The following is a 23,424-nucleotide window of genomic DNA, read 5'->3' as shown; positions in this document are numbered from 1 at the left end:
AACACAGCCTCATGTTGCGATTACCCACAACTGGAAGCGCACTCAATCAATTTTGACTTAACGACAAAGCTCAAATTGGTGAGGCGAGTGCGCTCTCAATTGTGGGCGATTCATCTGCCCTGGTCCGGCGGCACCACCTCGCCAGAGCAGATGTAAAGGGCAGTTACGCTGCCATGCGGCTTATTGGTCTGTGCAGGTGTTTCAAGTCCTGCATCGCGGGGTTTGCTCTCCGCCCCAGGTTCTCCCCGCTATGCTTTAGCGCGCAACCTGAAAAAACCGCCTTCAAGCCTTTGGCTTACGCCACATTCATGAAACTGCCTGGACGAACTCGGAAAAGCTCAGTGCTTCTTCACCTTCCGCCAGACTGTTGAAATATTCTTCGTATGCTTTTTCCATCTCGACCCCCTGTTGCTGCTTTGCTCGGCTTATCACCCTTATCGCCGGGTAGGCGGAACGTTTACCTGTCGCACCTGTTGTGCTTCGATGTGTAGAGAATACAACATAAAGTAGACGTGTCAACACTAAAAGTAGAAATTTAAGAGGGGTGGGCTACTTACAGTAGTGAGGGAAGGCGTAAAAAAACCCGGCATGTGCCGGGTTATTTGGGATTTTTTTACTTCTGCGGGGTGTTTGCGTACTTCAGAAAGAAATCATAAAGCTGTTTATACCGCATTTCGAAAGCCAGTAGCATGTTCTTTGCTTCAACACTTGGGAACTGCCGATACACTCGAACCAGTCGCTTTTCGTCTTCGCTTAATTCTCTGAATTCCGCATCGTTGCCTGTGTCTGGTTCTGTCGCGGGGAAGCCCGAAAACTCAGTTTCCGGAAGCTTAGCTGGCGCACTCTCACCTTCGCCGTAATCAAGCCAGGCCGCCTGGACATTTAGCCAGTCAGCTATCTTTTGAAGTTTCTCATCGCGTGGCTTAGCCGTGCCCAACGTATAACGACGAGCCATTTCGTATGTGACATCGCAAGCCTGGCTTAAATCCTTGACGGAACGGCGCTGTCTGCGCATTTCTTCGGTCAGCCGGTTCGCGAAATCCTGATGTTTATTCGCTTTTTCTACCATATGTAGAAGAGTAAGGCACGGCGCGTTTATAGTCATTTCTATTTTTCGTAGTTGTATTTTCTACTTTATGTAGTATATTGCAGTCATCGACTCATTCAGGAGAACACGATGACTACTTCATACAAGAACATAACGGAAAAGGCTGTCAGGTCGATTGGTTCTGTTTCGGCCGTCGCCCGCAAATTCAACTTTAAGTCCTCACAGTCAGTAGCAAACTGGATTATCCGAAACCGAGTTCCAAGCGAGCGAGTGATAAAGCTCTGTGAATTTGGCGGCTGGACTGTCACCCCACATGAGTTACGTCCTGATTTGCATCCAACCCCTACCAGTGGAATTCCTGTTCAGGATATCCCACGCGCGCAGAAGGAGTCTGACTGATGGAAATCAAAAAGCTGGCATGCGAGCTGGAGTCCTGGGCCCAGGAAAAGGGCTGGAAGACGGTCACGCAGCTGATAACGCCGCATCACTTCGGTGATCTGCTTCAGCCACTGGATAACGTGACGGATCCTGACGAGTACGCGCGCCGACTGCACAACAACAAGCAGATTATTCAGCGTGCGTTCCGCAACGATACGCCTAATTACCTGAAACAGGCGGAAGCGCTGAGCTATGCCATCCGTACCGCCATTGATAACGAACTGGAGCAGAAGGACTGCATGCTCTACCGGGCCGCCAGAGTTAACAAAGAGTGCATCGAAGCCACCAATGCGGTCTTCACAGGCAAACCGAAACCGGTCATCCGGCGAGAAACTCTGGAAGCGATCGACGCGCTGGCGCAGATGGCTGGCGTGAAAGTCCAAATCATGCACTGCCATCGCGCAGCTTAACGGTCTGGAGGCAACTATGCGTACTTCTCAGGAATTAGCGAGCGCACTGGCAGAGCGCATGAAAAACGCGATGAATAACCGACCCACTCAGGAGCCAGTGGATCGCCGCGGTGAAATCATTCCAGGGAAGCAATACCGCGACGAACGCGGGCGCATGGTAACAGTTTTGCGTGCTTCCCCGCTCCGGGTGTCATATCGCCGGGAGGGGTACACGGACGTCAGTGAAACAGGGCGTCGTGAGTTTGAAATTAAGTTCACCGAGGTGAAGTCGTGAGCAGCAAGTTACACGGTCTTGTATGGGAAGGATGCGCACAGGCGGGGCTAGGTATCTCCCGTGTCGCGCTGATGGCTCGTATTGCCGACTACAGCAATGCTGAAGGCATCTCCTGGCCTGCAATTGAGACGCTCCAGATTGAGATCGGGGCAAAGAGTGAAACCACCATCAAAAATGCGCTGGCTGAGCTGGTAAGCGGTGGCTGGATTACCAAAATTGAGCGCAAGGTAGGTGGTCGAAATTTGACGAACATCTACCAGATCAACATCGAAAAGCTGGAAAACGCCGCCGCAGTTGGGCGAAAAAAAATTAAGGAAAAACGAGCCAAAAAGAAAGGATCCCGGTGCCTGCCAGCAGGACAGGAAGGGGAGGGGGTAATTTTTAACCCCTCAAATAGTGCCCCCTTAAATGCTGAAAATAAGGGGGCAAATATTGATGGGTCAAATTTTGAGGGGTCAAAAATTGGTGAAACAGGCGATTTAACCCCCCCAAAATTTGCCCCCGATCCGTCATTAACTTCTGATCCGTCATTAAACCCCACACATAACGCGCGAGGGGAACTGGTTGGATCAGTCAGTGAAAGACCGGTTCCAGAATATCCGGGTCAGCCAGGCACGTTTTTCCCTGCCTCTCAGTTGCTGGGGAAATTTCCGATGAGCAAGGAGTGGAAACCATCTGCTGACTTTCGCAAACAGGCGAACCTCTGGGGGCGCCCTGTCCCTGAGAAACTAACACCCGATGATTTACGCGCTGCACATGCCTGTTTTGTCGATTACTGGATCTCTGAGGGCAAGGCATTCAACCAGACGCAGTGGGAGCAAAAATTTGCTCTCCACCTGCAGAACACAAAGCCAACAAAACCGCGAGGTAATTCTCATGCAGGACTGGACTCAAATTCCACAGCAAACGCCGCTGTACAACGAGCGCGTGCAGCACGTGCGGAACAATTACGAGCTCGAGGAGAAGGCGTGGAAATTCTGGGAGCTAATGCTGGAAATTTACTCCACCCGATGGGAGACCAAAAACGGCTCGGCCCCGTCGGGCCTATGGATTGCGCAGATTGGGAGTTTGACCAGCGACCAGACGACGAGCGTCTGTAACGCGATGGTTGCACGCTGCAGGGCGGGCAACTCATGGCCGCCTGATCTGGCTGAGTTCGTCACGCTGGTTGCCGACTGCGGAGGCAGCGAGTTGGGACTTAAAACGGCGGACGTGATGGCAGAATACAGGCGCTGGCGCAATGAGTCATACCGCTACGCCAGCACCGAGGAATATTTTATCGCTCGGGAATGTCATCCGGTTCTGTACCAGATTTGCACTGAGTTGCGGCGCACGGGGATTGAGCGACAGCTGACCGAGAAGGAACTTGAAGCGCTGGCAGCAGGACAGCTGGCGAAGTGGGAAAAACATGTGGCGGACGGACATCGGATCCCGCCGGTCAGAAAACAGATTGCCGCACCACGCCATGCGCCAGGGCCGACCCCCGCGCAGTTACTTAAAGCGCAGGCAGAGGCAGCCAAATCAAAACGTATGTGAACAGGAGAAAATTTATGGAAACCGTACTTGATGCACTGAAAGCCATGAAAAAAGCGACATATCGCGAGGTTGCTGCCCGTCTGGATATCGAGCCCGTTGAAGCGCTGAACATGCTGCGCGAGCAGAAAGAGCAGGGACTGTGTGATTTTGCGGACGGCGGCTGGTTCCTCGGTACCGCGAAAGAGCAGAAACCGAAGCGTATCAGACCCAAGCAGACATCCCCGCTTGTGGAGAGGGTTTTGTCAGCAATGCAGGGGCAGGGGGCTATGAGGGCCAATCAGGTTGCTGAAAAGCTGGGTAAAAGTCCGCGAGCCCTGAATGCTTCGCTGGGTGCAATGTGCAAGGACGGTCTGATCCTGCGCCATGTTGACGGTAAAAACATCACCTGGAGCCTGGTGGGTGAACCAGCAATAAAGCCAGAGCAGCAGGAGCCAGCACCAGAGGTTAACGAGCAAGCAGCGGCGCCAGTTTGCAAATCCACCGCCGAAATTATTCAGGATATCCCGGCTTTCGCCAGCCGTCCGGATGACCTGATTATTCCGTCATCGCGCTATATCTCGACCGAAATCCGCCGCACGAAAGCCAAGCTGGCTAACCTGCAGCGGCTGCAGGTGGCCGTTCGCGAGCTGCGCCGCCACAAGAATCTGCTGGAGGGGCTGGGGAATGACTGATTTACCTAACAGCCCGAACTGTGGGTTGAAACCGGCCATGAAGGTACGCAGCCGCGGCATAAACTGGGGCTCCGCAGAAATTCGTTGTTCAAATGGCTGCCCGGATATGCGTGCCGGATTTTCGTACCCGCCCGATCATGAGGTTGAGGCCCGGAAAGAGCTGCGCGAAAAATGGAAAAAACTGGTGGAGGAGAAAGCCCAATGAGCAAATCACCAATGAAATACATGGTCCGCGCGTGGAATAAAGAGCTCAAAAATCCAGCGTGGTGCATGGGTAGTCGCAAGCATCGTAAAGACTGCGCCCGTAATTGGGCTGCTGTCACTGCCGCTGCTGCTGAGTCATGGCATGAGGTAATTGATTGTCAGGATGCGGCAGATGAAGCCGTAGCAGAAGAAGTAAGTAATTGGGACGCATAACAATGAGCACTTTTACCAGAGAGAAGGCTGAGCCGATTTACCAATGTGAATTCTGTCATCATGATGCCAACGGTGATCTGCAGTGGCACTGGGAAGACGTGAACAAGGATTTTTATGACCAATATGATTCTGAACGTCGCGGTAAGCGCCGGGTTCTCTACACCGCGCCGCCACTCATGCTAAGTGAAACAGCAGAAGTCGCCAGGGCAGCACTCGATTACATCGACTCATTACCAATAGATATCGCTGCCGCATTACCAGCAATGCCTGGATTCGACCGTGATTGGGCTGAAAATGTTCTCGCTGATGCGGTACCAAAGGAGGTGGAAAAGTGTACCTGATAGAGTTGCTTGCTGGCGCAGTATGGCTGGTTGTCTTTATCGCGCTGGTGGTGCTGTTTCTAAGAAGAATTGATTATTGATTAAGCACTTACCCGCTTCGGCGGGTTTTTTGCGCCCAAAATCTTGACCCTCGTTTTTTTGGTGTTACTGTATAAATATACAGTTAATTTACAGGGGTGGTTATCATGGGTTTTCCATCACCAGCAGCAGACTACGCAGAACAGACGCTCACTATCACCAGCATTTGCGGCTATGACGGCAATTGTCGAACCATCGAAACATCGGCCGGGTACGCGATTATAAACGTCGCCAGAAAGCCGGAAGTGGGTGATACCGTCCTGGTTTCGTTCTGCGGCAGTCTGGATTTCGCAAAAGTGCAGGGGAAAGCTCTGATAACTCAGGATGGAGAGGCTATTGAGGGTGATGCGCTGGATGATGCAACCGTCATGGGGGTAGTAACGCACCTTCTGAACCGTGTGACAGATACCGACAATCGGCCAGTGATTTAGCAGACCGTACAAGATTCCTGTGCTTAAAGAGCAGATCGGTTACACAGACCAATTACGGCTAATTGGTCTTTCTAACCTATTAGGCGTTTGCGAGAAGGGCTGCTTCAGAAACGTTCAGTGCGCAGGGAGAAAAGGGCCGACCCCGGCGTTTCGGGGATGACTGAATTGAATAGGATTTTGCGTTATGAATGAGCAAGAATTAATAGCTGCCGTTCGCCCCGCTGGACGTTATGAGGTAGTGACCAATGACGATGGTTCTTTTATCGTGATACCTATCCCGCTAGAAGCAATACTGATTACCCGCGAATCTCTCCTGCAACATGCTGAGCGCTTCCGCAACCCTGACAACTGATTTATAATAATCAAGCTGGTCTGAACAACCAGCGCCTGTCGCACCATCACCGGAGAAAAGTGATGGCGCAAAGAACTACCTCGAATTACTCACACCGCCCGTCTATGCGCGGTGTTTCTGCTTATGCTGGTGGTCCAGCATGAAGAAAGCAGATAGCCTCCATCTTTCGCGTGTGGCCGCACTGGGCTGCATCGTGTGCAGAAATCAGAACCTGGGCGAAACGCCTGCGGAAATTCATCATATCCGAACCGGGCAGGGCACAAGCCAGCGCGCTGACCATCGGAAATCAATCCCCCTGTGCCATATGCACCATCGCAACGGCGGTTATGGTGTGGCGATTCACGCTGGCCGCCGCGCCTGGGAAATGAAGCACGGTACCGAAGCAGAGCTGCTGGTGCAGGTTCTCTATTTGCTGGGAGAGCCTGCCGATGAATAAGCCAGTCAGTTATGGCTCAGTGTGCAGCGGCATCGAGGCCGCCAGCGTGGCATGGCATTGCCTGGGCTGGCAGCCAGCATGGTTCGCTGAGATAGAAAAATTCCCCTCTGCTGTTCTGGCGTACCGCTGGCCGGATGTCAGCAATCTGGGTGATATGACGCAAATCGCCGCGGCAATCCTTGCCGGAAAAATTGAAGCGCCTGATGTGCTGGTGGGAGGAACCCCTTGCCAGGCGTTCAGCGTTGCGGGTTTACGTAATGGGCTGGCTGACGAACGCGGCCAGTTAACTTTAGCTTTCGTGGAGCTGGTTAATGCTATCGATGAAAAACGCAGAGAACAGGGAAAATCCCCCGTCATCGTCGTCTGGGAAAACGTACCCGGCGTATTCAGCAGCAAAGATAACGCTTTCGGATGTTTTCTTGCAGGGCTTGCCGGCGAAAGCTGCGCGCTGGAATCACCTGGGAAGCGATGGTCAAACGCTGGTTATGTGCTGGGACCAGAAAGAGCTATTGCCTGGCGAGTGCTCGACGCTCAATTTTTCGGAGTGGCCCAACGACGCAGACGTGTGTTTGTTGTCGCAACAGCTCGAGGGGATATCGATCCCGCAAAAATTCTTTTTGAGTCCGAAGGCCTGCGCCGGAATTCTCCGCCGCGCAGAGAAACGACGGAAATCGTTGCCGCCTTTACTGCGCGAGGCGCTGGAACAGGTGGCGCAGACGACAGCCAGGAACAGGCCGGCCATCTTCAGAAAGTAGTTGGAGCTATTGCCGCCAATTCATTTACTGGCGGCGCGGGTGGAAGACCTGAAGGGGCGGCAGCTGGACACTACATCCCCGTAGGAACTTTTCGCTTGAGGGCCTTTGGTGAATACGTGAAGGATGGAACGGGATCAACATGCAAAGCCCGGGACCATAAAGACGCAACCGATCTGGCAGTTATGTCGGTGCACGGAACTCAGGACCACGACATACAGAAAAATATGGCTGTTCGCCGCCTGACTCCTGTCGAGTGCGAACGCCTGCAGGGCTTCCCAGATAACCACACCCTGATCCCCACACAAAAACGTAAGCAGCTCACCGCTGAAGAATATGCCTACCTGCGCCACCACCGGCCAGAACTGACTGCAGAGCAGGCTTACCGCCTGGCCGCTGATGGACCGCGCTATAAAGCGATCGGAAATTCAATGGCGGTACCGGTGATGCGATGGATCGGCTTCCGCATACAGGAGGCGCTGCGTGCCTAAATACATCATCACCCCAGTGGGAAAACCCCGCATGACCCGCGCTGATAAGTGGAAGCAGCGCGCGCCGGTGATGCGTTATCGCATGTTTTGCGATGAAGCCCGCCTGCATGGAATCCGGGTGCCGGAGAACGGCGCCCATATCACCTTCGTTTTGCCGATGCCCCAGAGCTGGAGCAAGAAAAAGCGCGCGTCTATGGACGGCCAGCCACACCAGCAAAAGCCCGATCTGGACAACTTAACAAAATCTCTGTTGGACGCCTTGTTTGAGGATGACTCCCACATTTGGGACGCCCGGACATCAAAAATATGGGGCGAAACCGGAATGATAATTATCGAGGATATGAAATGACGCCACGCCAGAAACGCCAGTATCTTGAAGGGCTGGGAAAAACAGCAATGGCACCACGTAAGAGCTGGCTGGGAAAAAGTATTCTCCTGAATGATGTTCAGTCCGGCTGGATAAAATCTCTGCTTACAGTGTGGGGTGAATGCGTACGCGGTGGCACAGCACCGGCGAAACCATGCGGGCACTCATGCTGGAACGTAATCAGAGGAAAGAACTGGTCAGACAAAGCCCTTGAGAGGTTTACTGCAGCGCTGAACCAGGCGAGAGAAGAAGGATTTCGCGGTGAGCTGGCAATGAAACGGGCGCGCGCCATTCTTTGGCCGGAGCCGCCGACCAGCATTATTGACGAGGCTATAAGTAGTGATGACGGTGAATTTATGGAGGGCGTAGTGCTGCAGGCGTTCGACCTGAAGGATCCGGTTTACATCGTTGGCCGCCAGTATTACACCACCAGGAAAAAAATCTCTGACATCACCAGGGAACTGCAAGGCCTGGCCCCGTGGCTAACCGAATCGGAAGCCAGAAAGCGCGTGCGCTGGTGCCTGGAGATATTCAGGGCAAAGGTTTTTCTGTCGGCGAGGACCAGCCTGAAAGAGGTTCATGATCAGATCTGAGTTAGCAAAAAATGCTATTTATTCGGAATGATGTTGAAAACGGGCCAGAAAATCAGATAATCCATTCATGCTTGGCAGAGCTGCTCCACGATGGCAGCGATGTAAAGCGACAATTTGAAAAAACTCTAAACCCCGCCAGCCGGGGTTTTTTGTTATCCGGCGATACGACAGGGGTATTCGCGAAGGTGCATTGCACCAGTACCCCTGTCATATCGCCGATCTCACCTGATTAATTCAATCCAAATATCTTCTTTATGGGCTGCCATCCGGCGGCCTTTTTTATTTCCCCTCAAATTTTCTGAGAGGATTCACAGCAATAAGAGGGGGCTCAATGTCCGCAGAACCAATAACTGCAACGGTAACGGCGGGCGTGGCTGCTGGCACAACCGGAGTTACATTCGCCACGCTTTTTCCAGAGGCTACGCCTGCTGTTATGGTCTGCTCCCTCGCTGGGGCGGCACTGTATATCCTCAGTTCTGAGGACCATAAAATCTGGAAGCAGATTATTTTTGCGCTGATTTCTTTCATCGGTGGCGTTTACTGTGCCGGTACTGCTTCAGAGATTATTGCCGCCCTTATCAACGCCGGACTAAATCAGCTTAGCCCTCCTGTCAGCATAAAAGTTTCACCTGCGATTGGGGCGCTGGCGGCATCCACTGTTTCTGTGACTGTCCTGCTCAGGGTGCTCAAGCGTTCACGGACCGGAAACTTACCCGGTCTGAAGGGGGAAGAATGACGTGGCTAATGCAGAACTTTCCATGGCTGCTGCTTCACCTTAACGCACTGGCCTGCATCATGATTTCTTTTCGCCTGATGTTCTTCCGAAAGCGCAGTATGCGCCGCCGCAGAATAATGGAGCTTCTGGCCTATGGGCTGATTCTGGCTCCTGCGTACACGGCTTTCCGTATCTGGCACGGCGATTATGTGCAGGTCGATTACGGTGAAATCCTCATTAACGTTGTTGTCTGCGTCGCGGTCTGGCGTGCGGGCGGCAACATCGCTCGTATTACTGGAGAGAGCACAACGTGAACCAAACACAATTTCAAAAGGCGGCAGGTATCAGCGCCGGGCTGGCTGCGCGCTGGTTTCCGCAGATAGACAAGGTTATTCGGGAATACGGTATTACCGCACCGCTTGACCAGGCCATGTTTATCGCACAGATGGGGCATGAGTCCACGGGCTTTACCCGGCTGGTGGAAAATCTGAATTATGCGGCTGAAAACTTAGTGCCCAAATTTGGCAGGCACCGCATCACACCCCAGCAGGCCGCCGCCCTCGGCAGAACGGCAACGCAACCGGCCAACCAGAAAGCGATCGCCAATCTTGTTTACGGTGGCGAGTGGGGGAAAAAGAATCTGGGTAATCAGGTAGCGGGAGACGGCTGGAAATATCGCGGGCGCGGGCTAAAGCAAATCACCGGGCTGAGCAACTACCGCAGCTGCGGTCAGGCGCTGAAGCTGGATTTGGTAACGCAGCCTGAATTGCTGGAGGTGGACGAAAACGCCGCGCGGTCAGCTGCGTGGTTCTATGCTTCCCGCGGCTGCCTGCTCCACTCCGGCGATGTTGAGCGCGTTACGCTGCTAATCAACGGCGGCCGAAACGGGCTGGAGCAACGCCGCGCACTGTTTAATCTGGCTAAATCCGTGCTGGTCTGAGGTGGCTATGAGCATCATCGAAATGATTTTGGGCGGTATTGCTGCGCTGGTGGCCGTCGCATTCAGCGGGTTTGTTGCTGGCAATATTCGCGGCAGCGGAAAGGCAGAGGCAAAAGCCAAACAGCAGCGCACCGAAGAGAATGCAGCGGCGACTGTTGCTGCGGCGGAACGTAAAGCGGAAGTCACTAAAGAGGCCAGCAATGTACAGCAGACTGTTAATCACATGCCTGATAACGATGTTGATCGCGAGCTGCGCGAAAACTTCACCCGCCCCGGTAGTAGTTGATACGGGCTGCCTGTGGACCCGGATTATCTATCTGACAAACCACGATATTGACGTGCTGGACCGCCAGACGAAGAAAGACATCCTGGCGCATAACAAAGCGTGGCAGGCAAACTGCCAGAAAGAATCCATAGCCTCGCAGTAGCTGGTTTTTTTATTTCGTTTTGTGCACAAGAGTCAAAGAAGACTGATGAAGATGTCCTCCATTGGCCTTAGAATGGATTCGCTGTTTTTAACTAAGGGGATAAAAAATGGAACAACAAATCAGTCATGAAGTGATATCTCGCTCAATTTATGACCAAGACTTAGAGTATTTAGTAAATGTTGTTGAAAGAGCGAATATTGATATCGGTATTACCCTGCTGGTCAAAGGTCTTTTGGTGTCAGGCATGCTCGTCTCTAATAAAAAGTATTACACCCAAGTAAGTGATGACCTGCAGTTATCAGGAGATATTGGTGCATCGATCGCTGAATACTTTAAGGAAAGGGCCAAAAAATTTGACGTTGAAAAAACCGAGTATTCAGAGCCGAGTTTTATGAATCTTATAAAGGTATCTTTCCTCAAAGGCGACGGTCAGATGGGGAGTATGAAAGGAGCTTGTCTTCGTCTGAAAATAGAAGAGGTTGACGGTTACTTTTTAGGTGGATCTCAATTCGAATAAATTAACTAACCGCCTCGACAGGCGGTTTTTCCTTTATCAATTACTACCTTTCACCGCCACCCCATTAACCTAATGAAAACGTTCATTTGTGTCGCCAGCGGCCCGTCGCTGACTTCAGATGATTGCGCCCATGCCCGCAACTCCGGCCTGCCAATTATTGCTGTGAACAGTTCGTGGAGCGCTATTCCTTCATGCCAGCATATCTACGCATCAGATTGTTGCTGGTGGGAAGAATACGGCGCAGGGATAACATCAGAGGCTTCCCGGTGGTGTGGCGATGAATTCACGGCCCGGCGATTCGGGATTAACTGGCTACCGTCTGCAATCCCAGGCTCGTTTAATTCTGGTCAGCGCGCCATTGAGCTGGCGATCCACCTTGGAGCAAGCCGCGTTTTGTTGCTGGGCTATGACTGCTCAATACGTAACGGCACCCACTGGCACGGCAACCATGCTCTGTTGTCCAATCCGGACAAATTCAGCGTAGCGCGCTGGCAGGATGAATTTTCCCGTCTCCGCGCTGCTGCTGGTGGTGTCGAGATAATTAACTGTTCCCGCTTTACGCGGCTTACCTGCTTCCCCCGACAGTCTCTCGAGACTGCACTTTCTCTGTAGGAAATTTATGAAAAGACGAAAGGTCTGCATCCGCGGGATGTACGGGCTTGGTGACTCTATTTACCAGCGGGCGTTTGTGCGCCAGTTCCCCGGCGCGTATCTGCGAACACCCTGGCCGGAACTTTATTGCGATCTCGATATTAATTTTGTTCGCTCGAATACTTCGCTCAGGACGCAGCGGAAAAACGAAGAGCAAACGGGTGTGGCGTTTGTGCAGGAGCCGCCGCGGCCGTCAGAGATTCTGACGATTTTTTATAGTCCCGACGAACTGAGAAAGGGCTCCATCATCGATGCCATGACCTGGCAGTTCGGCAAGATGGCCAGCGTGTTTGATCTGCCGTCATTCGGTGAATCGCCGGTGCAGGTTGATAAGCCTGTTGCAGTCATCCGTCCGGCGACCGTTCGCAAAGAGTGGGCGAATCCGGCGCGAAATCCTGACCCCAAATACCTGGCAGATGCCGCACGTGAGCTGCGTAAACATTTTTACGTTGTGAGCCTGGCTGACCTTGAAGAGGGGGAAGAGTGGCTGGTGGGAGAACATCCAGAGGCTGATCTCTATCTGCATAAAGGCGAGCTGTCGCTGACGGAAATGCTGGCGCTGGTGGAACATGCCGCCGTCGTGGTGTCCGGGGTTGGCTGGGCGCTGCCTGCGGCCATCTGTTACAAAACGCCGGTTTTCATCATTCAGGGCGGGTGTGGTGCCCACAATGCCCCGCATATCGTTACCGATCCAGAAATGGATCTTTCCCGCGTCGGTTGGGCACAACCCGATGATTACTGCATGTGCGGGAGCATGCAACACGACTGCAGTAAGCACATCACCGGTTTCCTCGATAAATTCAAAGGCTGGTTACATGACATTGTTCTCACATGAAATGCAAAACGGCCTTGTCTGGCTGCCCGAGCTGGGCATTGGCCGTTTCCCGGTACCACCAGAGCGGCCATACGACGCAAGTTATTTTGCAAAGTATCGGCAGATGGCGCAGACCAGTATGGGGATTCAGCTGAATGCAGCACGTATACAGCTGGTGGCCCGCCATCATCAGGGCAAAGTGCTTGATGTGGGGATCGGGTCTGGTCAGTTCGTGGAGACACGGCCTGATACATGGGGCTATGACGTTAATCCTGAAGGGATAGCCTGGCTTAAAGCTGGTGGACGCTGGGCGAACCTTTACGACCCTTATTTCCCCGATGGTGATTTCCCTGCGCTGACGTTCTGGGATTCGCTGGAACACATCGACGATCCAGAAGCAGCTGTGGCGCGTGCCGGTCTGTGGGTGTTTGTGTCTCTGCCTGTCTTCAAAAATGCAGAACATATCCTTACGTCCCGGCATTACCGCAAAGATGAGCACATCTGGTATTTCACAGATGAAGGCATCCGGCGTTGGTTTGTCGTGCAGGGTTTTGTATGTGCTGAGCACAACACCATTGAGAGCATGCTTGGGCGTGACGGCATCAGCAGCTATGCATTCCGGAGAGTTAGCCATGCCACCGAGAACGCCTAAGGCGTGTCGTAAGCGAGGTTGCAGGCAGACCACAACGGACCGCAGCGGATACTGCGATGACCACCGGGGCGAGGGCTGGCGACAGTACAAGCCCGGAGTATCACGTCATCAGCGCGGCTATGGTGCGTCATGGGATAAGACCCGTCTCCGCATTCTCAAAAGAGACCGGGGGTTATGCCAGGAGTGTTTGCGTCGTGGCGCAATAACTGAGGCAACCAGCGTAGACCACAGGTTGCCGCTGGCGCACGGAGGCAGCGACAGTGACGACAACCTTGAAAGCCTGTGTACCCCATGCCATCGGGCGAAGACAGCGCGAGAGCGCCTGTCAGGCAGGCGGGGGGGAGGGTAAATCTCGCCAGCCTTTGCCCCTCCGGACTGCCCGCCTCATCGAATTTTTACGCGCCCAAAATAAGAAACTTTTTTCCGGAAGGTTCCGCCTATTGAATTGGAGGTTTTGATGGGTACTGCTGTACGATCTTCCGGTGGTGGCCGTAAGCGCAATTTGCCCTCAAACCTGAAGAGCAAACTGACAAGGATCGCGCCGCCGGATGAGTTAATGAGCGACATCGCGATCCGCATCTGGAAAACGCAGAGCAAAATTTTAATCGAACGCGGCGTTTTTGATCTCGAAGACGCGCCGCTACTCCTGGCGTACTGCAATGCATTTCACCTGATGGTTGAGGCCGAAAAAGTCATCGCGAAAGACGGCCTGACCGTATCAAGTGAAATGGGGGGTGAGAAAAAACACCCGGCAGTCAATGTCCGTAATGACTCCGTTTCACAGCTCGCCCGTCTGGGTTCCCTTCTCGGGTTAGACCCGCTCAGCCGCATAAGAATGACCAGCGGTAAAAATGATCCGGACGATGAAGGGAATGAATTTGATGAGTTTGACTGATGGCTACATATCCGAACGTCAATGCGGCGAACCAGTATGCGCGGGACGTCGTGAACGGGAAGATACTGGCCTGCCGGTTAACCATTCTTGCCTGTCAGCGACATCTGGACGACCTGGAACGCGCCAAAGATCCACGCTGGCCTTACCGCTTCGATAAAAATAAAGCAGAACGTTTCCTCCGCTTTTCCCAGAAAATGCCGCACACATCCGGGGAGTGGGCTCGCCGGAAGCTGCGCATAGATTTTGAGCCCTGGCAGAAATTTGCGCTGGGCGTGCCGTTTGGCTGGGTGCGCAAGGATACCGGCTTTCGTCGGTTCACTGAGATTTACATTGAGGTGCCACGTAAAAACGGTAAATCGGCGATCGCTGCGGCCGTCGGGAATTATATGTTCTGTGCCGATGGCGAGTACGCAGCGGAAGTTTACTGCGGCGCCACGACGGAAAAACAGGCCTGGAAAGTCTTTGCGCCTGCACTGGCGATGGTGAAAAAGCTTCCGGCCCTGCGCCAGAAGTTCAGCATCAAACCCTGGGCGAAGAAGATGACACGCCCGGACGGCTCCCTGTTCGCGCCCGTTATCGGTGACCCCGGCGACGGTGATTCACCCTCCTGCGCCATCATCGACGAGTATCATGAGCATGATACTGATGCGCTCTATACCACGATGACAACCGGGATGGGGGCAAGGGAACAGCCAATCACGCTTATCATCACCACGGCGGGTTTCGATATTGCTTCGCCATGCTATGAGAAGCGCACGCAGGTGGTCGAGATACTGGAGCGCATCAGAGAAGGTGGTGAAAACGAGGCAATTTTCGGGATCATCTATACCCTGGACGATGATGACGACTGGACGCAGCCGGAAGCGCTGAAAAAGGCCAACCCGAATTACAACATTTCGGTGAAAGAGGGATTCCTCAAGGCCAAGCAGCTGCTGGCGATGTCCACGCCCAGCCAGACCAACAAAATACTCACCAAGCATTTTAATAAATGGGTGAGCTCTAAAGCGGCATTCTACAACCTGCAGAAGTGGATGGCCGCGGCAGACAAAACGCTCAAACTGTCCGATTTTGCGGGGGAAGAGTGTTATCTCGGCATCGACCTGGCATCAAAACTCGACCTCAACGCGGTGGTGCCGGTGTTCCGCCGGGAAATCGACGGAGTAAGCCATTATTACTGCGTTTCGCCTCTGTTCTGGGTGCCGGAAGACACTGTCTACGCCACGGACCCGGCGCTGAAAACGATCGCCGACCGATACCAGTCCTTTGTTAATCAGGGCGTGCTGGTTCCATCCGACGGTGCAGAAGTGGATTACCGCCTTATTTACGAAGCGATCCTGAAATTACGTGAAACCGTGAAAATAGCGGCGAGCCCGATTGACCCCTATGGCGCAACCGGCCTTTCTCACATGTTGCAGGATGAAGGGCTGGAGCCCGTCACCATTACCCAGAACTACACCAACATGAGCGACCCGATGAGGGAGATTGAGGCTGCGATCGCTGCTGGCCGCTTCCATCACGACGGCAATCCGCTGATGACCTGGTGCATATCAAACGTGGTCGGCAAATATTTACCGGGTAGTGATGATGTTGTTCGCCCGGTAAAAGAGGGCGCAGGCAACAAAATCGATGGTGCAGTTGGCCTGATGATGGGTGTTGGCCGCGCAATGCTGAATGAGCCGAAAGACTTCCTTTCTAACCTCGATCCTGATGAGGAACTGTTATTCCTGTGAAATCACTAATTATCGATGTGTCCGGGCTGGCAGGCTTCGGCGCGCTGGTGGGAGGCGTTTACCTCAAATTTGGCGTGGCGGTTGCTCTCATGGCTGGCGGTAGCGGTCTGCTGCTGTGGGCGCTGCTGGCCGCCAGGAGAATAAAGTCATGCTGATTGATGCCATTTTTCGAAGTAACTCTCTGGAAAACCCCGCGGTACCGCTCACCGTTGAATCAGCCGAAAATGACGGGATTTTTAACGGTGACGTGATTGTTAATCCCCGGACGGCGATGAAACTGGCTGCGGTGTACGCCTGTATCTACGTTATTTCGTCCAACGTTGCGCAGATGCCGCTGCACGTCATGCGGCGCACCGGAAAGAAGGTCGAGGCCGCCCGCGATCATCCGGCGTTTTATCTGGTTCACGACGAGCCGAACGCCTGGCAGACCAGCTATAAGTGGCGCGAGCTGAAACAGCGGCACATTCTGGGCTGGGGGAATGGCTACACGCGGGTAATTCGACACCGCCGGACCGGTGAAGTGACCGGTCTCGAAGCCTGTATGCCATGGGAAACAACGCTGCTCAACACCGGCGGGCGCTATACCTACGGCGTTTATAACGAAGAGGGCTCCTTCGCCATCAATCCTGACGACATGATCCACGTCAGGGCGCTGGGTAACGATCAGAAAATGGGGCTCAGCCCGGTACTTCAGCATGCTGAAACCATCGGAATGGGCATGAGCGGGCAGAAGTACACGGAAAGTTTTTTCAGCGGAAATGCTCGTCCTGCCGGGATTGTGTCAGTGAAAGGTCCGCTGAATAAAGATAGCTGGGGATGGCTGAAAGATCAGTGGCAAAAGGCTACAGCGATGCTTCGCAGCAAGGAAAATAAAACCATGCTGCTACCGGCCGACCTTGACTATAAGGCGCTGACAGTCTCTCCGGTTGATGCCCAGCTCATCGATATGATGAAGCTCAACCGCTCGATGATTGCCGGTATTTTCAACGTGCCGGCACACATGATCAACGACCTCGAAAAAGCCACTTTCTCCAATATTTCCGAGCAGGCGATTCAGTTTGTCCGCTACACGATGATGCCGTGGGTGACGAACTGGGAGCAGGAGCTTAACCGCAGGTTATTCACCCGCGCCGAACGGGCAGCCGGTTATTACGTGCGATTTAATCTGGCCGGTTTGCTGCGCGGCACCGCAAAAGAGCGTGCTGAGTTCTATCACTACGCCATCACCGATGGCTGGATGAGCCGCAACGAGGCTCGCGCGTTTGAGGACATGAACCCGAAAGACGGCCTCGATGAAATGCTCGTCAGCGTCAACGCCTCCCAGCCAGCCAAATCAACTACCCAGGAGAACACTCAAGATGAGTGAACGAGAAATTCGCTGTTACAGCGGCGAAGTGCGCGCTGAAACGCACGACAGCGAACCCAGCCGGATCATCGGGTACGGTTCGGTTTTTGACAGCCGTTCCGAACTGATTTTCGGTTCGTTTCGCGAAATCATCCGGCGCGGTGCGTTTGATGATGTGCTTCAGGACGATGTCCGGGCACTGTTTAACCATGATCCAAATTTTATTCTGGGGCGCACCTGCGCGGGCACGCTTGCACTGACGGTGGATGAACGCGGTCTGCGTTACGACATCACCGCGCCAGAAACCCAGACAATCCGCGATCTGGTGCTGGCACCAATGCAGCGCGGCGATATTAACCAGTCCTCTTTTGCTTTTCGCGTCGCCCGCGACGGAGAGGAGTGGTACCAGGACGAGGAAGGCGTGGTAATTCGTGAAATTACCCGTTTTTCCCGTCTGCTGGATGTCAGCCCTGTGACATATCCGGCGTACCAGGAGGCGGATTCCGCCGTCCGCTCAATGAAAGCCTGGCAGGAGGCGCGCGACAGTGGCGCGCTGCAGAAAGCCATTAACCAACGAATGGCGCGTGAGCGCGTCCTGACCCTTCTTAACGCGTAAGGAAAAACCATGAAATTGCATGAACTGAAACAAAAACGTAATACCATCGCGACCGATATGCGCGCGCTGAATGAAAAAATCGGCGATAACGCATGGACGGAAGAGCAGCGCACCGAGTGGAATAAAGCGAAGTCAGAGCTGGAAGCCCTCGATGAGCGCATTGCCCGCGAAGAGGAGCTGCGCCGCCAGGACCAGACCTATGTTGATGAAAACGAGGAAGAGCAGCGCAATAATCAGGATCCTGATAAAAATACGCTGCAGGACGAAAAGCGCGGTCAGATCTTTGATAAATGGATGCGTCACGGTGCCAGCGAACTGAGTTCAGAAGAGCGCAAGGCTTTGCGTGAGCTGCGCGCGCAGGGCGTGGCGCCAGATGAGAAGGGCGGTTATACCGTGCCTGATACCTTCCTGGCGAAAGTCGTTGAGCAGATGAAAGCTTATGGCGGTATTGCCAGCGTGGCGCAAATCCTGACGACTTCCGACGGTCGCACTATGGAGTGGGCAACCGCTGACGGTACCGCTGAAATGGGCGTGCTGCTGGGTGAGAACGAAGAAGCTGGTGAAGAAGATACCGAGTTTGGAATGGACTCCCTGGGCGCGGTGAAAATGACGTCCAAAATCATCCGTGTGTCCAACGAGCTGCTGCAGGACAGTGCGATCGACATGGAAGCCTATCTTGCCCGCCGTATCGCAGAGCGTATTGGACGCGGTGAAGCACGTTATCTCATTCAGGGTACCGGCACCGGCACGCCAAAACAGCCGAAGGGGCTGAAAGCCTCCGTAACCGGCACCACTCAGACGGCCGCCGCCACCGCTGTGAAATGGCAGGAAATTCTTGCGCTGAAACACAGCATTGATCCGGCGTATCGCCGCGGGCCGAAGTTCCGCCTGGCGTTCAATGACAACACGCTGAAACTCATCAGCGAGATGGAAGACGGTCAGGGACGCCCGCTCTGGCTGCCGGATATCGTCGGCGTGGCGCCAGCGTCAGTTCTTAATGTTCCGTATGTCATCGACCAGGAAATTGACGATATCGGCGCGGGTAAAAAATTCATGTTCTGCGGCGACTTCGATCGCTTCATCATCCGCCGTGTTCGTTACATGATCCTGAAACGCCTGGTGGAGCGTTACGCAGAATTCGACCAGACAGGCTTCCTGGCATTCCATCGCTTTGACTGCATCCTGGAAGACACCTCTGCCATTAAAGCGCTGGTGGGCAAGGGCTCTGCAAGCAGCTAATAAAATCCATCACTGAAGAAACCATGCCGCGTTAAGCGGTTTTTTTGTGCCCGCCATCTGGCGGGCGCAGGAGGATCCTATGTTGCTTTCTCCTGAGGAAATTAAAGCTCAGCTCAGGCTGGATGAGGATTACACCGATGAAGACAAGTTTCTTGAGCTGCTGGGGCGGGCGGTTCAGGCCCGGACAGAAAATTTTCTGAACCGGAAACTTTATGCGGCGGAGGCGGGGGTGCCAGCCGACGATCCTGAGGGGCTTATTCTCTCGGATGACATCAGGATGGGGATGCTGCTGTTGCTGACGCACTTCTACGAGAACCGCTCAACCGTCACCGAAGTGGAGAAAGTCGAACTGCCGATGAGCTTTAACTGGCTCGTCGGTCCATACAGGTATATCCCGCTATGAAACTCAGGCAGGCGCAGGCCAGCGCCACATACCTTTTGCCCGACCCGGGCGAACTGGACCAGCGAATCATTATCCGGCGGCGCGTCGATGTGCCAGCGGATGATTTTGGCGTGTCACCTACTTATCCGGAGCAGATCCGGACGTGGGCCAAAAAGGCACAACCCGGCGCGGCAGCGTATCAGGGGTCTGTGCAGGTTGAAAATAAGGTGACCCATTATTTCACCATCCGTTTTCGCCGCGGCATTACAGCCGATCATGAAGTGGTTCACGACGATATTTCTTATCGGGTCAAACGCGTCCGTGACCTGAACAGTAAACGCCGTTTCCTGTTGCTTGAGTGCGAAGAGCTGGGTACCGACAGCGGGAGTGACTATGCCGCAGACAGCATTTTTACACGTTGATTTCGAACAGCCGGACGAGCTGGTCTTTAACCGGGCGAGGATGCGACGGGCGTTCGTCAAAATCGGTCAGGTTCACATGCGCGATGCCCGGCGGCTGGTAATGAAACGTGGTCGCTCGAAGCCTGGCGAAAACCCCTCATACCGGACGGGGCAGCTGGCGCGCTCAATCGGTTATTACGTGCCCCGCGCTTCTAAAAAGCGTCCTGGGCTCATGGTAAAGATTGCACCGAACCAGAAGAACGGGGAGGGCAACCGCCATATCAACGGCGCGTTTTACCCTGCCTTCCTGTTTTACGGTGTTCGCCGTGGCGCGAAGCGTAAGAAAGGGCATCATCGCGGCGCTTCGGGAGGCAGCGGCTGGCGCGTTGCACCGCGTAACAACTACATGACGGAGGTGCTGGAAAAACGCCGCAGCTGGACACGTTACGTGCTTTCCCGCGAGCTGCGTAAATCCCTCCGGCCTCAACGCAGGAAGAAAAAATGAAACTAACCCCGATTATTGCGGCGCTGCGCGCCCGATGTCCGCTGTTTGAAGACCGTGTTGGCGGCGCCGCGCAGTTTAAAGCGATCCCCGAAGCCGGAAAGCTCAGGCTGCCAGCTGCGTATGTCGTGCCATCTGAAGACGTCACTGGCGAGCAGAAGTCGCAGACGGACTACTGGCAGGATCTGACGGAGGGTTTTTCCGTCATCGTCGTGCTCAGCAACGAACGGGATGAAAAAGGGCAGTGGGCAGCGTATGACGCCGTTCATGACGTCAGGCAGCTTATCTGGAAAGCGCTGTTGGGCTGGGAGCCTGACCCTCAGGCGCATGAAATTCAGTACGCCGGTGGGATGCTGCTGGATCTGAACCGCCACGAACTCTATTACCAGTTTGACTTCACGGTGAAGTATGAAATCACCGAAGAGGACACCCGCCAGCAGGACGACCTGGACGCATTACCCGACCTTAAAACGCTCAGTATAGATGTTGATTTTATCGAACCCGGTACCGGGCCAGACGGCAACATTGAGCACCACACCGAAATAACCTTTCAGGATTAATTCATGTTTGTGAAACCCGTCAAAGGGCAGTCCGTTCCGGATCCTGCCCGTGGTGATGTTTTGCCGGAAAAAGGGCGAAACGTCGAAGCGTCCGCGTACTGGTTCCGCCGGAAAGCCGCTGGCGAAATCGAAGTAATTCAACCAAAAGGGGCTAAAGATGACAGTAAGCTTTAATTACATCCCGGCTGATAACCGGGTACCGCTGTTTTATGCCGAAATGGACAACAGCGCCGCCAATACGGCACAGGACAGCGCGCCATCCCTGCTGATTGGCATGGCATTGTCTGACGCTGAAATGCCCGTTAACCAGCTGGTCATCATGCCGTCGAAAGACCTGGCGAAGAAAATGGCAGGCCGTGGCAGCCAGCTGGCGCGCATGGTGGAAGCCTATCGCCGTGTTGACCCGTTCGGCGAATTGTGGGTTATCGCTGTGCCTGACAGCGGGCAGGCGGCAACCGGCACGATCACCTTCTCAGGCACGGCAACAGATGCGGGGGCGGTCAACCTGTATATCGGTACCACCCGTGTACAGATTACCGTGGCCGCTAAAGACACCGGCGCGGATGCAGCGCAGGCGCTGCTGGCTGCCATTAACGGCAATCAGGATCTGCCGGTCACCGCTCAGTATAAAATGACCTCGGCAGGACCTGCGCAGGGAACGCTTGAGCTCACTGCTGTTAATAGCGGTACCGGCGGCAACAGCATTCCTCTGACGCTGAATTATTACGGCACGGCCAGCGGCGAAGAAGTACCTGCAGGCTTAAGCGTACAAATCGGGAAAATGAGCGGCGGTGCCGGTGATCCTGATTTATCAGCAACCATCGCCGCGATGGGTGACGAGCCGTTTGATTATATTGGCCTGCCGTTCAGCGACAGCGCCTCGCTGCAGCTGATGGCGACAGAAATGAACGACAGTTCCGGGCGCTGGAGTTACATTCGCCAGCTGTACGGCCACGTGTATACGGCCCGAACCGGTTCATTGTCCGAGCTGGTCGCCTATGGCGATACGTTTAATTATCAGCACATCACTATCGCGGGTTATGAAAAGGATGTGCAGACGCCGGTGGATGAGCTGGTGGCATATCGTCTGGCGCGTCAGGCTGTGTTTTTGCGCAATGACCCGGCGCGCCCGACGCAGACCGGTGAACTGACAGGGGCTCTCCCTGCGCCAACCGGAAAGCGCTTTACCATCACGGAGCAGCAGTCATTGCTGACGCATGGTATTGCGACGGCGTATACCGAATCCGGCATTTTGCGCATTCAGCGCGACATCACCACCTACCGGAAAAATGCTTACGGCGTGGCGGATAACAGCTATCTGGACAGCGAAACGCTGCATACCAGTGCTTACGTTCTGCGACGCCTGAAGTCGGTGATCACCAGCAAATACGGTCGCCACAAGCTGGCGAATGACGGCACCCGATTTGGTCCCGGCCAGGCGATTGTTACGCCGTCAGTCATCCGGGGTGAGCTGGGGGCAGTTTATCGACAGCTGGAGCGTGAGGGCATCGTTGAAAACTTCGACCTCTTCCAGCAATACCTGATTGTCGAACGTAACGCGAATGACCCGAACCGTCTGGATGTGCTGTTCCCGCCGGATTACGTCAACCAGCTGCGCGTGTTCGCTGTCCTTAACCAGTTCCGTCTGCAATACAACGAGGAGGCCGCATAATGGCAAAGATTGCGGGTACCACTTATTTCAAAATCGACGGACAGCAGCTGTCCATCACCGGCGGGATCGAGGTGCCGATGAACACCCGCGTACGTGATGACGTGATCGGCCTGGCTGGTGATGTCGATTATAAAGAAACGCACCGCGCGCCCTATACGAAGGTGACGGCGAAGGTGCCGAAAAACTTCCCGGTGAACAAAATCACCACCTCAGACAACATGACCATCACCTCTGAGCTGGCGAACGGGCAGGTTTATGTTCTGTCGAATGCCTGGCTGCACGGCGAGGCAAACCATAACCCCGAAGAGGGCACGGTGGATCTGGAATTCCACGGTGAAGAAGGATTTTATCAATGACAACTGAACTGGTTCTGAAAAAGCCGATTACTGCCCATAACGAAAAACTGCACGTGCTGGAGCTGCGCGAGCCCACTTACGACGAAATTGAGAGTATAGGCTTCCCGTTTACCGTGTCCGGCGACGGAGGGTTAAAGCTGGATAGTGCCGTGGCGCTGAAGTATATCCCGGTGCTGGCGGGGATCCCCCGTTCGTCTGCCGCGCAGTTGGCAAAGCTGGACATCTTCAAAACCTGCATGCTGATCCTGAATTTTTTTACCCAATCGGAGACGGATCAAACCTCAGGCGACGACTCTACAACGTCGCCTGGTTCTGGAAATTAAACCCCCTTGAGCTTCGGCGGACGGCCATTTCAGACTTCCTTGAACTGGAAG

The 23,424-nt window shown here is 54.1% G+C and carries 39 protein-coding genes and 1 pseudogene; 39 read left to right on the top strand and 1 reads right to left on the bottom strand.

Features of this window, described 5'->3' with window-relative positions; all coding sequences use genetic code 11:
- Positions 1-613 precede the first annotated feature (613 nt).
- A complete protein-coding gene (locus ACJ69_RS09255) occupies positions 614-1,105 on the bottom strand; it encodes a helix-turn-helix domain-containing protein (RefSeq protein ID WP_054829616.1) in 492 nt (163 codons plus the stop codon).
- A gap of 72 nt (positions 1,106-1,177) precedes the next feature.
- On the opposite strand from ACJ69_RS09255, the gene ACJ69_RS09250 reads away from it, so the two are divergent.
- The 39 genes and pseudogenes from ACJ69_RS09250 to ACJ69_RS09085 all read left to right on the top strand — a co-directional run bounded on the left by ACJ69_RS09250 (position 1,178) and on the right by ACJ69_RS09085 (position 23,373).
- Positions 1,178-1,447 (top strand): transcriptional regulator, encoded by a 270-nt coding sequence (locus ACJ69_RS09250; RefSeq protein WP_032663354.1) that lies wholly within the window; start codon positions 1,178-1,180, stop codon positions 1,445-1,447.
- Positions 1,447-1,896: a toxin YdaT family protein gene (locus ACJ69_RS09245; RefSeq protein ID WP_054829615.1), complete on the top strand. Its 450-nt coding sequence runs from the start codon at positions 1,447-1,449 to the stop codon at positions 1,894-1,896. The genes ACJ69_RS09250 and ACJ69_RS09245 overlap by 1 nt, the downstream gene beginning before the upstream one ends.
- A 16-nt stretch (positions 1,897-1,912) precedes the next feature.
- Entirely contained in the window at positions 1,913-2,170 is a 258-nt protein-coding gene (locus ACJ69_RS09240) for a DUF4222 domain-containing protein (protein ID WP_054829614.1), read from the top strand.
- Entirely contained in the window at positions 2,167-3,270 is a 1,104-nt protein-coding gene (locus ACJ69_RS25485) for a DnaT-like ssDNA-binding domain-containing protein (protein WP_059346941.1), read from the top strand. Before ACJ69_RS09240 ends, ACJ69_RS25485 begins: the two co-directional genes overlap by 4 nt.
- Positions 3,239-3,706, top strand: a complete 468-nt coding sequence (locus ACJ69_RS09230; RefSeq protein WP_232248338.1) for a replication protein P — start codon at positions 3,239-3,241, stop codon at positions 3,704-3,706. The genes ACJ69_RS25485 and ACJ69_RS09230 overlap by 32 nt, the downstream gene beginning before the upstream one ends.
- Before the next feature lie 14 nt (positions 3,707-3,720).
- The gene (locus ACJ69_RS09225) at positions 3,721-4,377 is read left to right on the top strand and encodes a DUF1627 domain-containing protein (protein WP_059346940.1); all 657 of its coding nucleotides are present in this window, start codon (positions 3,721-3,723) and stop codon (positions 4,375-4,377) included.
- Positions 4,370-4,582: a hypothetical protein gene (locus ACJ69_RS09220; RefSeq protein WP_054829611.1), complete on the top strand. Its 213-nt coding sequence runs from the start codon at positions 4,370-4,372 to the stop codon at positions 4,580-4,582. The genes ACJ69_RS09225 and ACJ69_RS09220 overlap by 8 nt, the downstream gene beginning before the upstream one ends.
- Complete coding sequence (locus ACJ69_RS09215; RefSeq protein ID WP_054829610.1) at positions 4,579-4,794, top strand: hypothetical protein; 216 nt, start codon at positions 4,579-4,581, stop codon at positions 4,792-4,794. The genes ACJ69_RS09220 and ACJ69_RS09215 overlap by 4 nt, the downstream gene beginning before the upstream one ends.
- A 2-nt stretch (positions 4,795-4,796) precedes the next feature.
- Complete coding sequence (locus ACJ69_RS09210) at positions 4,797-5,135, top strand: hypothetical protein (protein WP_054829609.1); 339 nt, start codon at positions 4,797-4,799, stop codon at positions 5,133-5,135.
- Between the two features lie 185 nt (positions 5,136-5,320).
- Positions 5,321-5,644: a hypothetical protein gene (locus ACJ69_RS09205; protein ID WP_054829608.1), complete on the top strand. Its 324-nt coding sequence runs from the start codon at positions 5,321-5,323 to the stop codon at positions 5,642-5,644.
- A gap of 184 nt (positions 5,645-5,828) precedes the next feature.
- The gene (locus tag ACJ69_RS25480) at positions 5,829-5,996 is read left to right on the top strand and encodes a hypothetical protein (RefSeq protein ID WP_164879454.1); all 168 of its coding nucleotides are present in this window, start codon (positions 5,829-5,831) and stop codon (positions 5,994-5,996) included.
- A 139-nt stretch (positions 5,997-6,135) separates the two neighbouring features.
- Entirely contained in the window at positions 6,136-6,432 is a 297-nt protein-coding gene (locus tag ACJ69_RS09200; RefSeq protein WP_054829607.1) for a Ref family recombination enhancement nuclease, read from the top strand.
- Positions 6,425-7,666 (top strand): annotated as a pseudogene (locus ACJ69_RS09195) (DNA cytosine methyltransferase); the annotation flags it as partial. The gene ACJ69_RS09200 and the pseudogene ACJ69_RS09195, both read left to right, overlap by 8 nt.
- Before the next feature lies 1 nt (position 7,667).
- Entirely contained in the window at positions 7,668-8,024 is a 357-nt protein-coding gene (locus tag ACJ69_RS09190) for a RusA family crossover junction endodeoxyribonuclease (RefSeq protein ID WP_059346938.1), read from the top strand.
- Positions 8,021-8,635 (top strand): hypothetical protein, encoded by a 615-nt coding sequence (locus ACJ69_RS09185; protein ID WP_054829605.1) that lies wholly within the window; start codon positions 8,021-8,023, stop codon positions 8,633-8,635. Before ACJ69_RS09190 ends, ACJ69_RS09185 begins: the two co-directional genes overlap by 4 nt.
- Before the next feature lie 331 nt (positions 8,636-8,966).
- Complete coding sequence (locus tag ACJ69_RS09180) at positions 8,967-9,371, top strand: putative holin (RefSeq protein WP_054829604.1); 405 nt, start codon at positions 8,967-8,969, stop codon at positions 9,369-9,371.
- The gene (locus tag ACJ69_RS09175) at positions 9,368-9,664 is read left to right on the top strand and encodes a phage holin family protein (RefSeq protein ID WP_081051427.1); all 297 of its coding nucleotides are present in this window, start codon (positions 9,368-9,370) and stop codon (positions 9,662-9,664) included. Before ACJ69_RS09180 ends, ACJ69_RS09175 begins: the two co-directional genes overlap by 4 nt.
- The gene (locus ACJ69_RS09170; protein ID WP_054829603.1) at positions 9,661-10,290 is read left to right on the top strand and encodes a glycoside hydrolase family 19 protein; all 630 of its coding nucleotides are present in this window, start codon (positions 9,661-9,663) and stop codon (positions 10,288-10,290) included. The genes ACJ69_RS09175 and ACJ69_RS09170 overlap by 4 nt, the downstream gene beginning before the upstream one ends.
- 22 nt (positions 10,291-10,312) lie before the next feature.
- Entirely contained in the window at positions 10,313-10,576 is a 264-nt protein-coding gene (locus ACJ69_RS09165; protein WP_054829627.1) for a hypothetical protein, read from the top strand.
- Positions 10,527-10,718, top strand: a complete 192-nt coding sequence (locus ACJ69_RS25700; protein ID WP_054829602.1) for a hypothetical protein — start codon at positions 10,527-10,529, stop codon at positions 10,716-10,718. Before ACJ69_RS09165 ends, ACJ69_RS25700 begins: the two co-directional genes overlap by 50 nt.
- A gap of 106 nt (positions 10,719-10,824) precedes the next feature.
- Entirely contained in the window at positions 10,825-11,235 is a 411-nt protein-coding gene (gvpU, locus tag ACJ69_RS09155) for a gas vesicle accessory protein GvpU (protein ID WP_059346937.1), read from the top strand.
- Positions 11,236-11,307: 72 nt separating this feature from the next.
- On the top strand, positions 11,308-11,847 hold the full coding sequence (locus ACJ69_RS24035; protein ID WP_071886557.1) for a hypothetical protein: 540 nt from the start codon (positions 11,308-11,310) through the stop codon (positions 11,845-11,847).
- A 7-nt stretch (positions 11,848-11,854) separates the two neighbouring features.
- Positions 11,855-12,721 (top strand): glycosyltransferase family 9 protein, encoded by an 867-nt coding sequence (locus ACJ69_RS09150; protein ID WP_059346936.1) that lies wholly within the window; start codon positions 11,855-11,857, stop codon positions 12,719-12,721.
- Positions 12,702-13,352: a class I SAM-dependent methyltransferase gene (locus tag ACJ69_RS09145; protein WP_054829597.1), complete on the top strand. Its 651-nt coding sequence runs from the start codon at positions 12,702-12,704 to the stop codon at positions 13,350-13,352. The genes ACJ69_RS09150 and ACJ69_RS09145 overlap by 20 nt, the downstream gene beginning before the upstream one ends.
- Entirely contained in the window at positions 13,333-13,701 is a 369-nt protein-coding gene (locus ACJ69_RS24030; RefSeq protein ID WP_071886555.1) for an HNH endonuclease, read from the top strand. Before ACJ69_RS09145 ends, ACJ69_RS24030 begins: the two co-directional genes overlap by 20 nt.
- Positions 13,702-13,809: 108 nt before the next feature.
- The gene (locus ACJ69_RS09140; RefSeq protein WP_059346935.1) at positions 13,810-14,247 is read left to right on the top strand and encodes a phage terminase small subunit P27 family; all 438 of its coding nucleotides are present in this window, start codon (positions 13,810-13,812) and stop codon (positions 14,245-14,247) included.
- Positions 14,247-15,977: a terminase large subunit gene (locus tag ACJ69_RS09135; protein WP_059346934.1), complete on the top strand. Its 1,731-nt coding sequence runs from the start codon at positions 14,247-14,249 to the stop codon at positions 15,975-15,977. The genes ACJ69_RS09140 and ACJ69_RS09135 overlap by 1 nt, the downstream gene beginning before the upstream one ends.
- Positions 15,974-16,132: a hypothetical protein gene (locus ACJ69_RS25475; protein WP_167347075.1), complete on the top strand. Its 159-nt coding sequence runs from the start codon at positions 15,974-15,976 to the stop codon at positions 16,130-16,132. Before ACJ69_RS09135 ends, ACJ69_RS25475 begins: the two co-directional genes overlap by 4 nt.
- Complete coding sequence (locus tag ACJ69_RS09130) at positions 16,126-17,343, top strand: phage portal protein (RefSeq protein WP_059346933.1); 1,218 nt, start codon at positions 16,126-16,128, stop codon at positions 17,341-17,343. The genes ACJ69_RS25475 and ACJ69_RS09130 overlap by 7 nt, the downstream gene beginning before the upstream one ends.
- Positions 17,336-17,938: an HK97 family phage prohead protease gene (locus ACJ69_RS09125; protein WP_059346932.1), complete on the top strand. Its 603-nt coding sequence runs from the start codon at positions 17,336-17,338 to the stop codon at positions 17,936-17,938. Before ACJ69_RS09130 ends, ACJ69_RS09125 begins: the two co-directional genes overlap by 8 nt.
- A 9-nt stretch (positions 17,939-17,947) precedes the next feature.
- Positions 17,948-19,177 (top strand): phage major capsid protein, encoded by a 1,230-nt coding sequence (locus ACJ69_RS09120; RefSeq protein WP_059346931.1) that lies wholly within the window; start codon positions 17,948-17,950, stop codon positions 19,175-19,177.
- 79 nt (positions 19,178-19,256) lie between these two features.
- The gene (locus tag ACJ69_RS09115; protein WP_054829596.1) at positions 19,257-19,580 is read left to right on the top strand and encodes a head-tail connector protein; all 324 of its coding nucleotides are present in this window, start codon (positions 19,257-19,259) and stop codon (positions 19,578-19,580) included.
- Positions 19,577-19,981, top strand: a complete 405-nt coding sequence (locus tag ACJ69_RS09110; RefSeq protein WP_054829595.1) for a phage head closure protein — start codon at positions 19,577-19,579, stop codon at positions 19,979-19,981. The genes ACJ69_RS09115 and ACJ69_RS09110 overlap by 4 nt, the downstream gene beginning before the upstream one ends.
- Positions 19,953-20,465, top strand: a complete 513-nt coding sequence (locus ACJ69_RS09105) for a hypothetical protein (RefSeq protein ID WP_059346930.1) — start codon at positions 19,953-19,955, stop codon at positions 20,463-20,465. The genes ACJ69_RS09110 and ACJ69_RS09105 overlap by 29 nt, the downstream gene beginning before the upstream one ends.
- Positions 20,462-21,022: a phage tail terminator protein gene (locus ACJ69_RS09100; protein ID WP_054829593.1), complete on the top strand. Its 561-nt coding sequence runs from the start codon at positions 20,462-20,464 to the stop codon at positions 21,020-21,022. Before ACJ69_RS09105 ends, ACJ69_RS09100 begins: the two co-directional genes overlap by 4 nt.
- 3 nt (positions 21,023-21,025) lie before the next feature.
- Positions 21,026-21,196, top strand: coding sequence for a DUF2635 domain-containing protein (locus ACJ69_RS24025; RefSeq protein ID WP_071886554.1), 171 nt, complete (start codon positions 21,026-21,028; stop codon positions 21,194-21,196).
- The gene (locus ACJ69_RS09095) at positions 21,180-22,694 is read left to right on the top strand and encodes a phage tail sheath subtilisin-like domain-containing protein (protein WP_059346929.1); all 1,515 of its coding nucleotides are present in this window, start codon (positions 21,180-21,182) and stop codon (positions 22,692-22,694) included. Before ACJ69_RS24025 ends, ACJ69_RS09095 begins: the two co-directional genes overlap by 17 nt.
- A complete protein-coding gene (locus ACJ69_RS09090) occupies positions 22,694-23,050 on the top strand; it encodes a phage tail tube protein (RefSeq protein ID WP_054829592.1) in 357 nt (118 codons plus the stop codon). Before ACJ69_RS09095 ends, ACJ69_RS09090 begins: the two co-directional genes overlap by 1 nt.
- Entirely contained in the window at positions 23,047-23,373 is a 327-nt protein-coding gene (locus ACJ69_RS09085; RefSeq protein ID WP_054829591.1) for a phage tail assembly protein, read from the top strand. Before ACJ69_RS09090 ends, ACJ69_RS09085 begins: the two co-directional genes overlap by 4 nt.
- The last annotated feature ends 51 nt before the right edge of the window (positions 23,374-23,424 follow it).

This window comes from Enterobacter asburiae, from assembly GCF_001521715.1.
In the GTDB taxonomy this organism is placed as follows: Bacteria; Pseudomonadota; Gammaproteobacteria; order Enterobacterales; family Enterobacteriaceae; genus Enterobacter; species Enterobacter asburiae.
The sequence above is the reverse complement of the archived record's forward strand: the minus strand, read 5'-3'. Positions and strand labels throughout refer to the sequence as shown.

Coding starts and splice junctions, on each gene's coding strand:
- ACJ69_RS09145 (WP_054829597.1), top strand. CDS start 12,702: ATGACATTGTTCTCACATGAAATGCAAAACGGCCTTGTCTGGCTGCCC.
- ACJ69_RS09220 (WP_054829611.1), top strand. CDS start 4,370: ATGACTGATTTACCTAACAGCCCGAACTGTGGGTTGAAACCGGCCATG.
- ACJ69_RS09115 (WP_054829596.1), top strand. CDS start 19,257: ATGTTGCTTTCTCCTGAGGAAATTAAAGCTCAGCTCAGGCTGGATGAG.
- ACJ69_RS09250 (WP_032663354.1), top strand. CDS start 1,178: ATGACTACTTCATACAAGAACATAACGGAAAAGGCTGTCAGGTCGATT.
- ACJ69_RS09175 (WP_081051427.1), top strand. CDS start 9,368: ATGACGTGGCTAATGCAGAACTTTCCATGGCTGCTGCTTCACCTTAAC.
- ACJ69_RS24030 (WP_071886555.1), top strand. CDS start 13,333: ATGCCACCGAGAACGCCTAAGGCGTGTCGTAAGCGAGGTTGCAGGCAG.
- ACJ69_RS09130 (WP_059346933.1), top strand. CDS start 16,126: ATGCTGATTGATGCCATTTTTCGAAGTAACTCTCTGGAAAACCCCGCG.
- ACJ69_RS09225 (WP_059346940.1), top strand. CDS start 3,721: ATGGAAACCGTACTTGATGCACTGAAAGCCATGAAAAAAGCGACATAT.
- ACJ69_RS09150 (WP_059346936.1), top strand. CDS start 11,855: ATGAAAAGACGAAAGGTCTGCATCCGCGGGATGTACGGGCTTGGTGAC.
- ACJ69_RS09255 (WP_054829616.1), bottom strand. CDS start 1,105: ATGACTATAAACGCGCCGTGCCTTACTCTTCTACATATGGTAGAAAAA.
- ACJ69_RS09245 (WP_054829615.1), top strand. CDS start 1,447: ATGGAAATCAAAAAGCTGGCATGCGAGCTGGAGTCCTGGGCCCAGGAA.
- ACJ69_RS09180 (WP_054829604.1), top strand. CDS start 8,967: ATGTCCGCAGAACCAATAACTGCAACGGTAACGGCGGGCGTGGCTGCT.
- ACJ69_RS09205 (WP_054829608.1), top strand. CDS start 5,321: ATGGGTTTTCCATCACCAGCAGCAGACTACGCAGAACAGACGCTCACT.
- ACJ69_RS09090 (WP_054829592.1), top strand. CDS start 22,694: ATGGCAAAGATTGCGGGTACCACTTATTTCAAAATCGACGGACAGCAG.
- ACJ69_RS09135 (WP_059346934.1), top strand. CDS start 14,247: ATGGCTACATATCCGAACGTCAATGCGGCGAACCAGTATGCGCGGGAC.
- ACJ69_RS09200 (WP_054829607.1), top strand. CDS start 6,136: ATGAAGAAAGCAGATAGCCTCCATCTTTCGCGTGTGGCCGCACTGGGC.
- ACJ69_RS09125 (WP_059346932.1), top strand. CDS start 17,336: ATGAGTGAACGAGAAATTCGCTGTTACAGCGGCGAAGTGCGCGCTGAA.
- ACJ69_RS09140 (WP_059346935.1), top strand. CDS start 13,810: ATGGGTACTGCTGTACGATCTTCCGGTGGTGGCCGTAAGCGCAATTTG.
- ACJ69_RS09215 (WP_054829610.1), top strand. CDS start 4,579: ATGAGCAAATCACCAATGAAATACATGGTCCGCGCGTGGAATAAAGAG.
- ACJ69_RS09105 (WP_059346930.1), top strand. CDS start 19,953: ATGCCGCAGACAGCATTTTTACACGTTGATTTCGAACAGCCGGACGAG.
- ACJ69_RS25700 (WP_054829602.1), top strand. CDS start 10,527: ATGTTGATCGCGAGCTGCGCGAAAACTTCACCCGCCCCGGTAGTAGTT.
- ACJ69_RS09095 (WP_059346929.1), top strand. CDS start 21,180: ATGACAGTAAGCTTTAATTACATCCCGGCTGATAACCGGGTACCGCTG.
- ACJ69_RS09210 (WP_054829609.1), top strand. CDS start 4,797: ATGAGCACTTTTACCAGAGAGAAGGCTGAGCCGATTTACCAATGTGAA.
- ACJ69_RS25480 (WP_164879454.1), top strand. CDS start 5,829: ATGAATGAGCAAGAATTAATAGCTGCCGTTCGCCCCGCTGGACGTTAT.
- ACJ69_RS09240 (WP_054829614.1), top strand. CDS start 1,913: ATGCGTACTTCTCAGGAATTAGCGAGCGCACTGGCAGAGCGCATGAAA.
- ACJ69_RS09165 (WP_054829627.1), top strand. CDS start 10,313: ATGATTTTGGGCGGTATTGCTGCGCTGGTGGCCGTCGCATTCAGCGGG.
- ACJ69_RS24025 (WP_071886554.1), top strand. CDS start 21,026: ATGTTTGTGAAACCCGTCAAAGGGCAGTCCGTTCCGGATCCTGCCCGT.
- ACJ69_RS09110 (WP_054829595.1), top strand. CDS start 19,577: ATGAAACTCAGGCAGGCGCAGGCCAGCGCCACATACCTTTTGCCCGAC.
- ACJ69_RS09085 (WP_054829591.1), top strand. CDS start 23,047: ATGACAACTGAACTGGTTCTGAAAAAGCCGATTACTGCCCATAACGAA.
- ACJ69_RS09185 (WP_054829605.1), top strand. CDS start 8,021: ATGACGCCACGCCAGAAACGCCAGTATCTTGAAGGGCTGGGAAAAACA.
- ACJ69_RS09120 (WP_059346931.1), top strand. CDS start 17,948: ATGAAATTGCATGAACTGAAACAAAAACGTAATACCATCGCGACCGAT.
- gvpU (WP_059346937.1), top strand. CDS start 10,825: ATGGAACAACAAATCAGTCATGAAGTGATATCTCGCTCAATTTATGAC.
- ACJ69_RS09100 (WP_054829593.1), top strand. CDS start 20,462: ATGAAACTAACCCCGATTATTGCGGCGCTGCGCGCCCGATGTCCGCTG.
- ACJ69_RS24035 (WP_071886557.1), top strand. CDS start 11,308: ATGAAAACGTTCATTTGTGTCGCCAGCGGCCCGTCGCTGACTTCAGAT.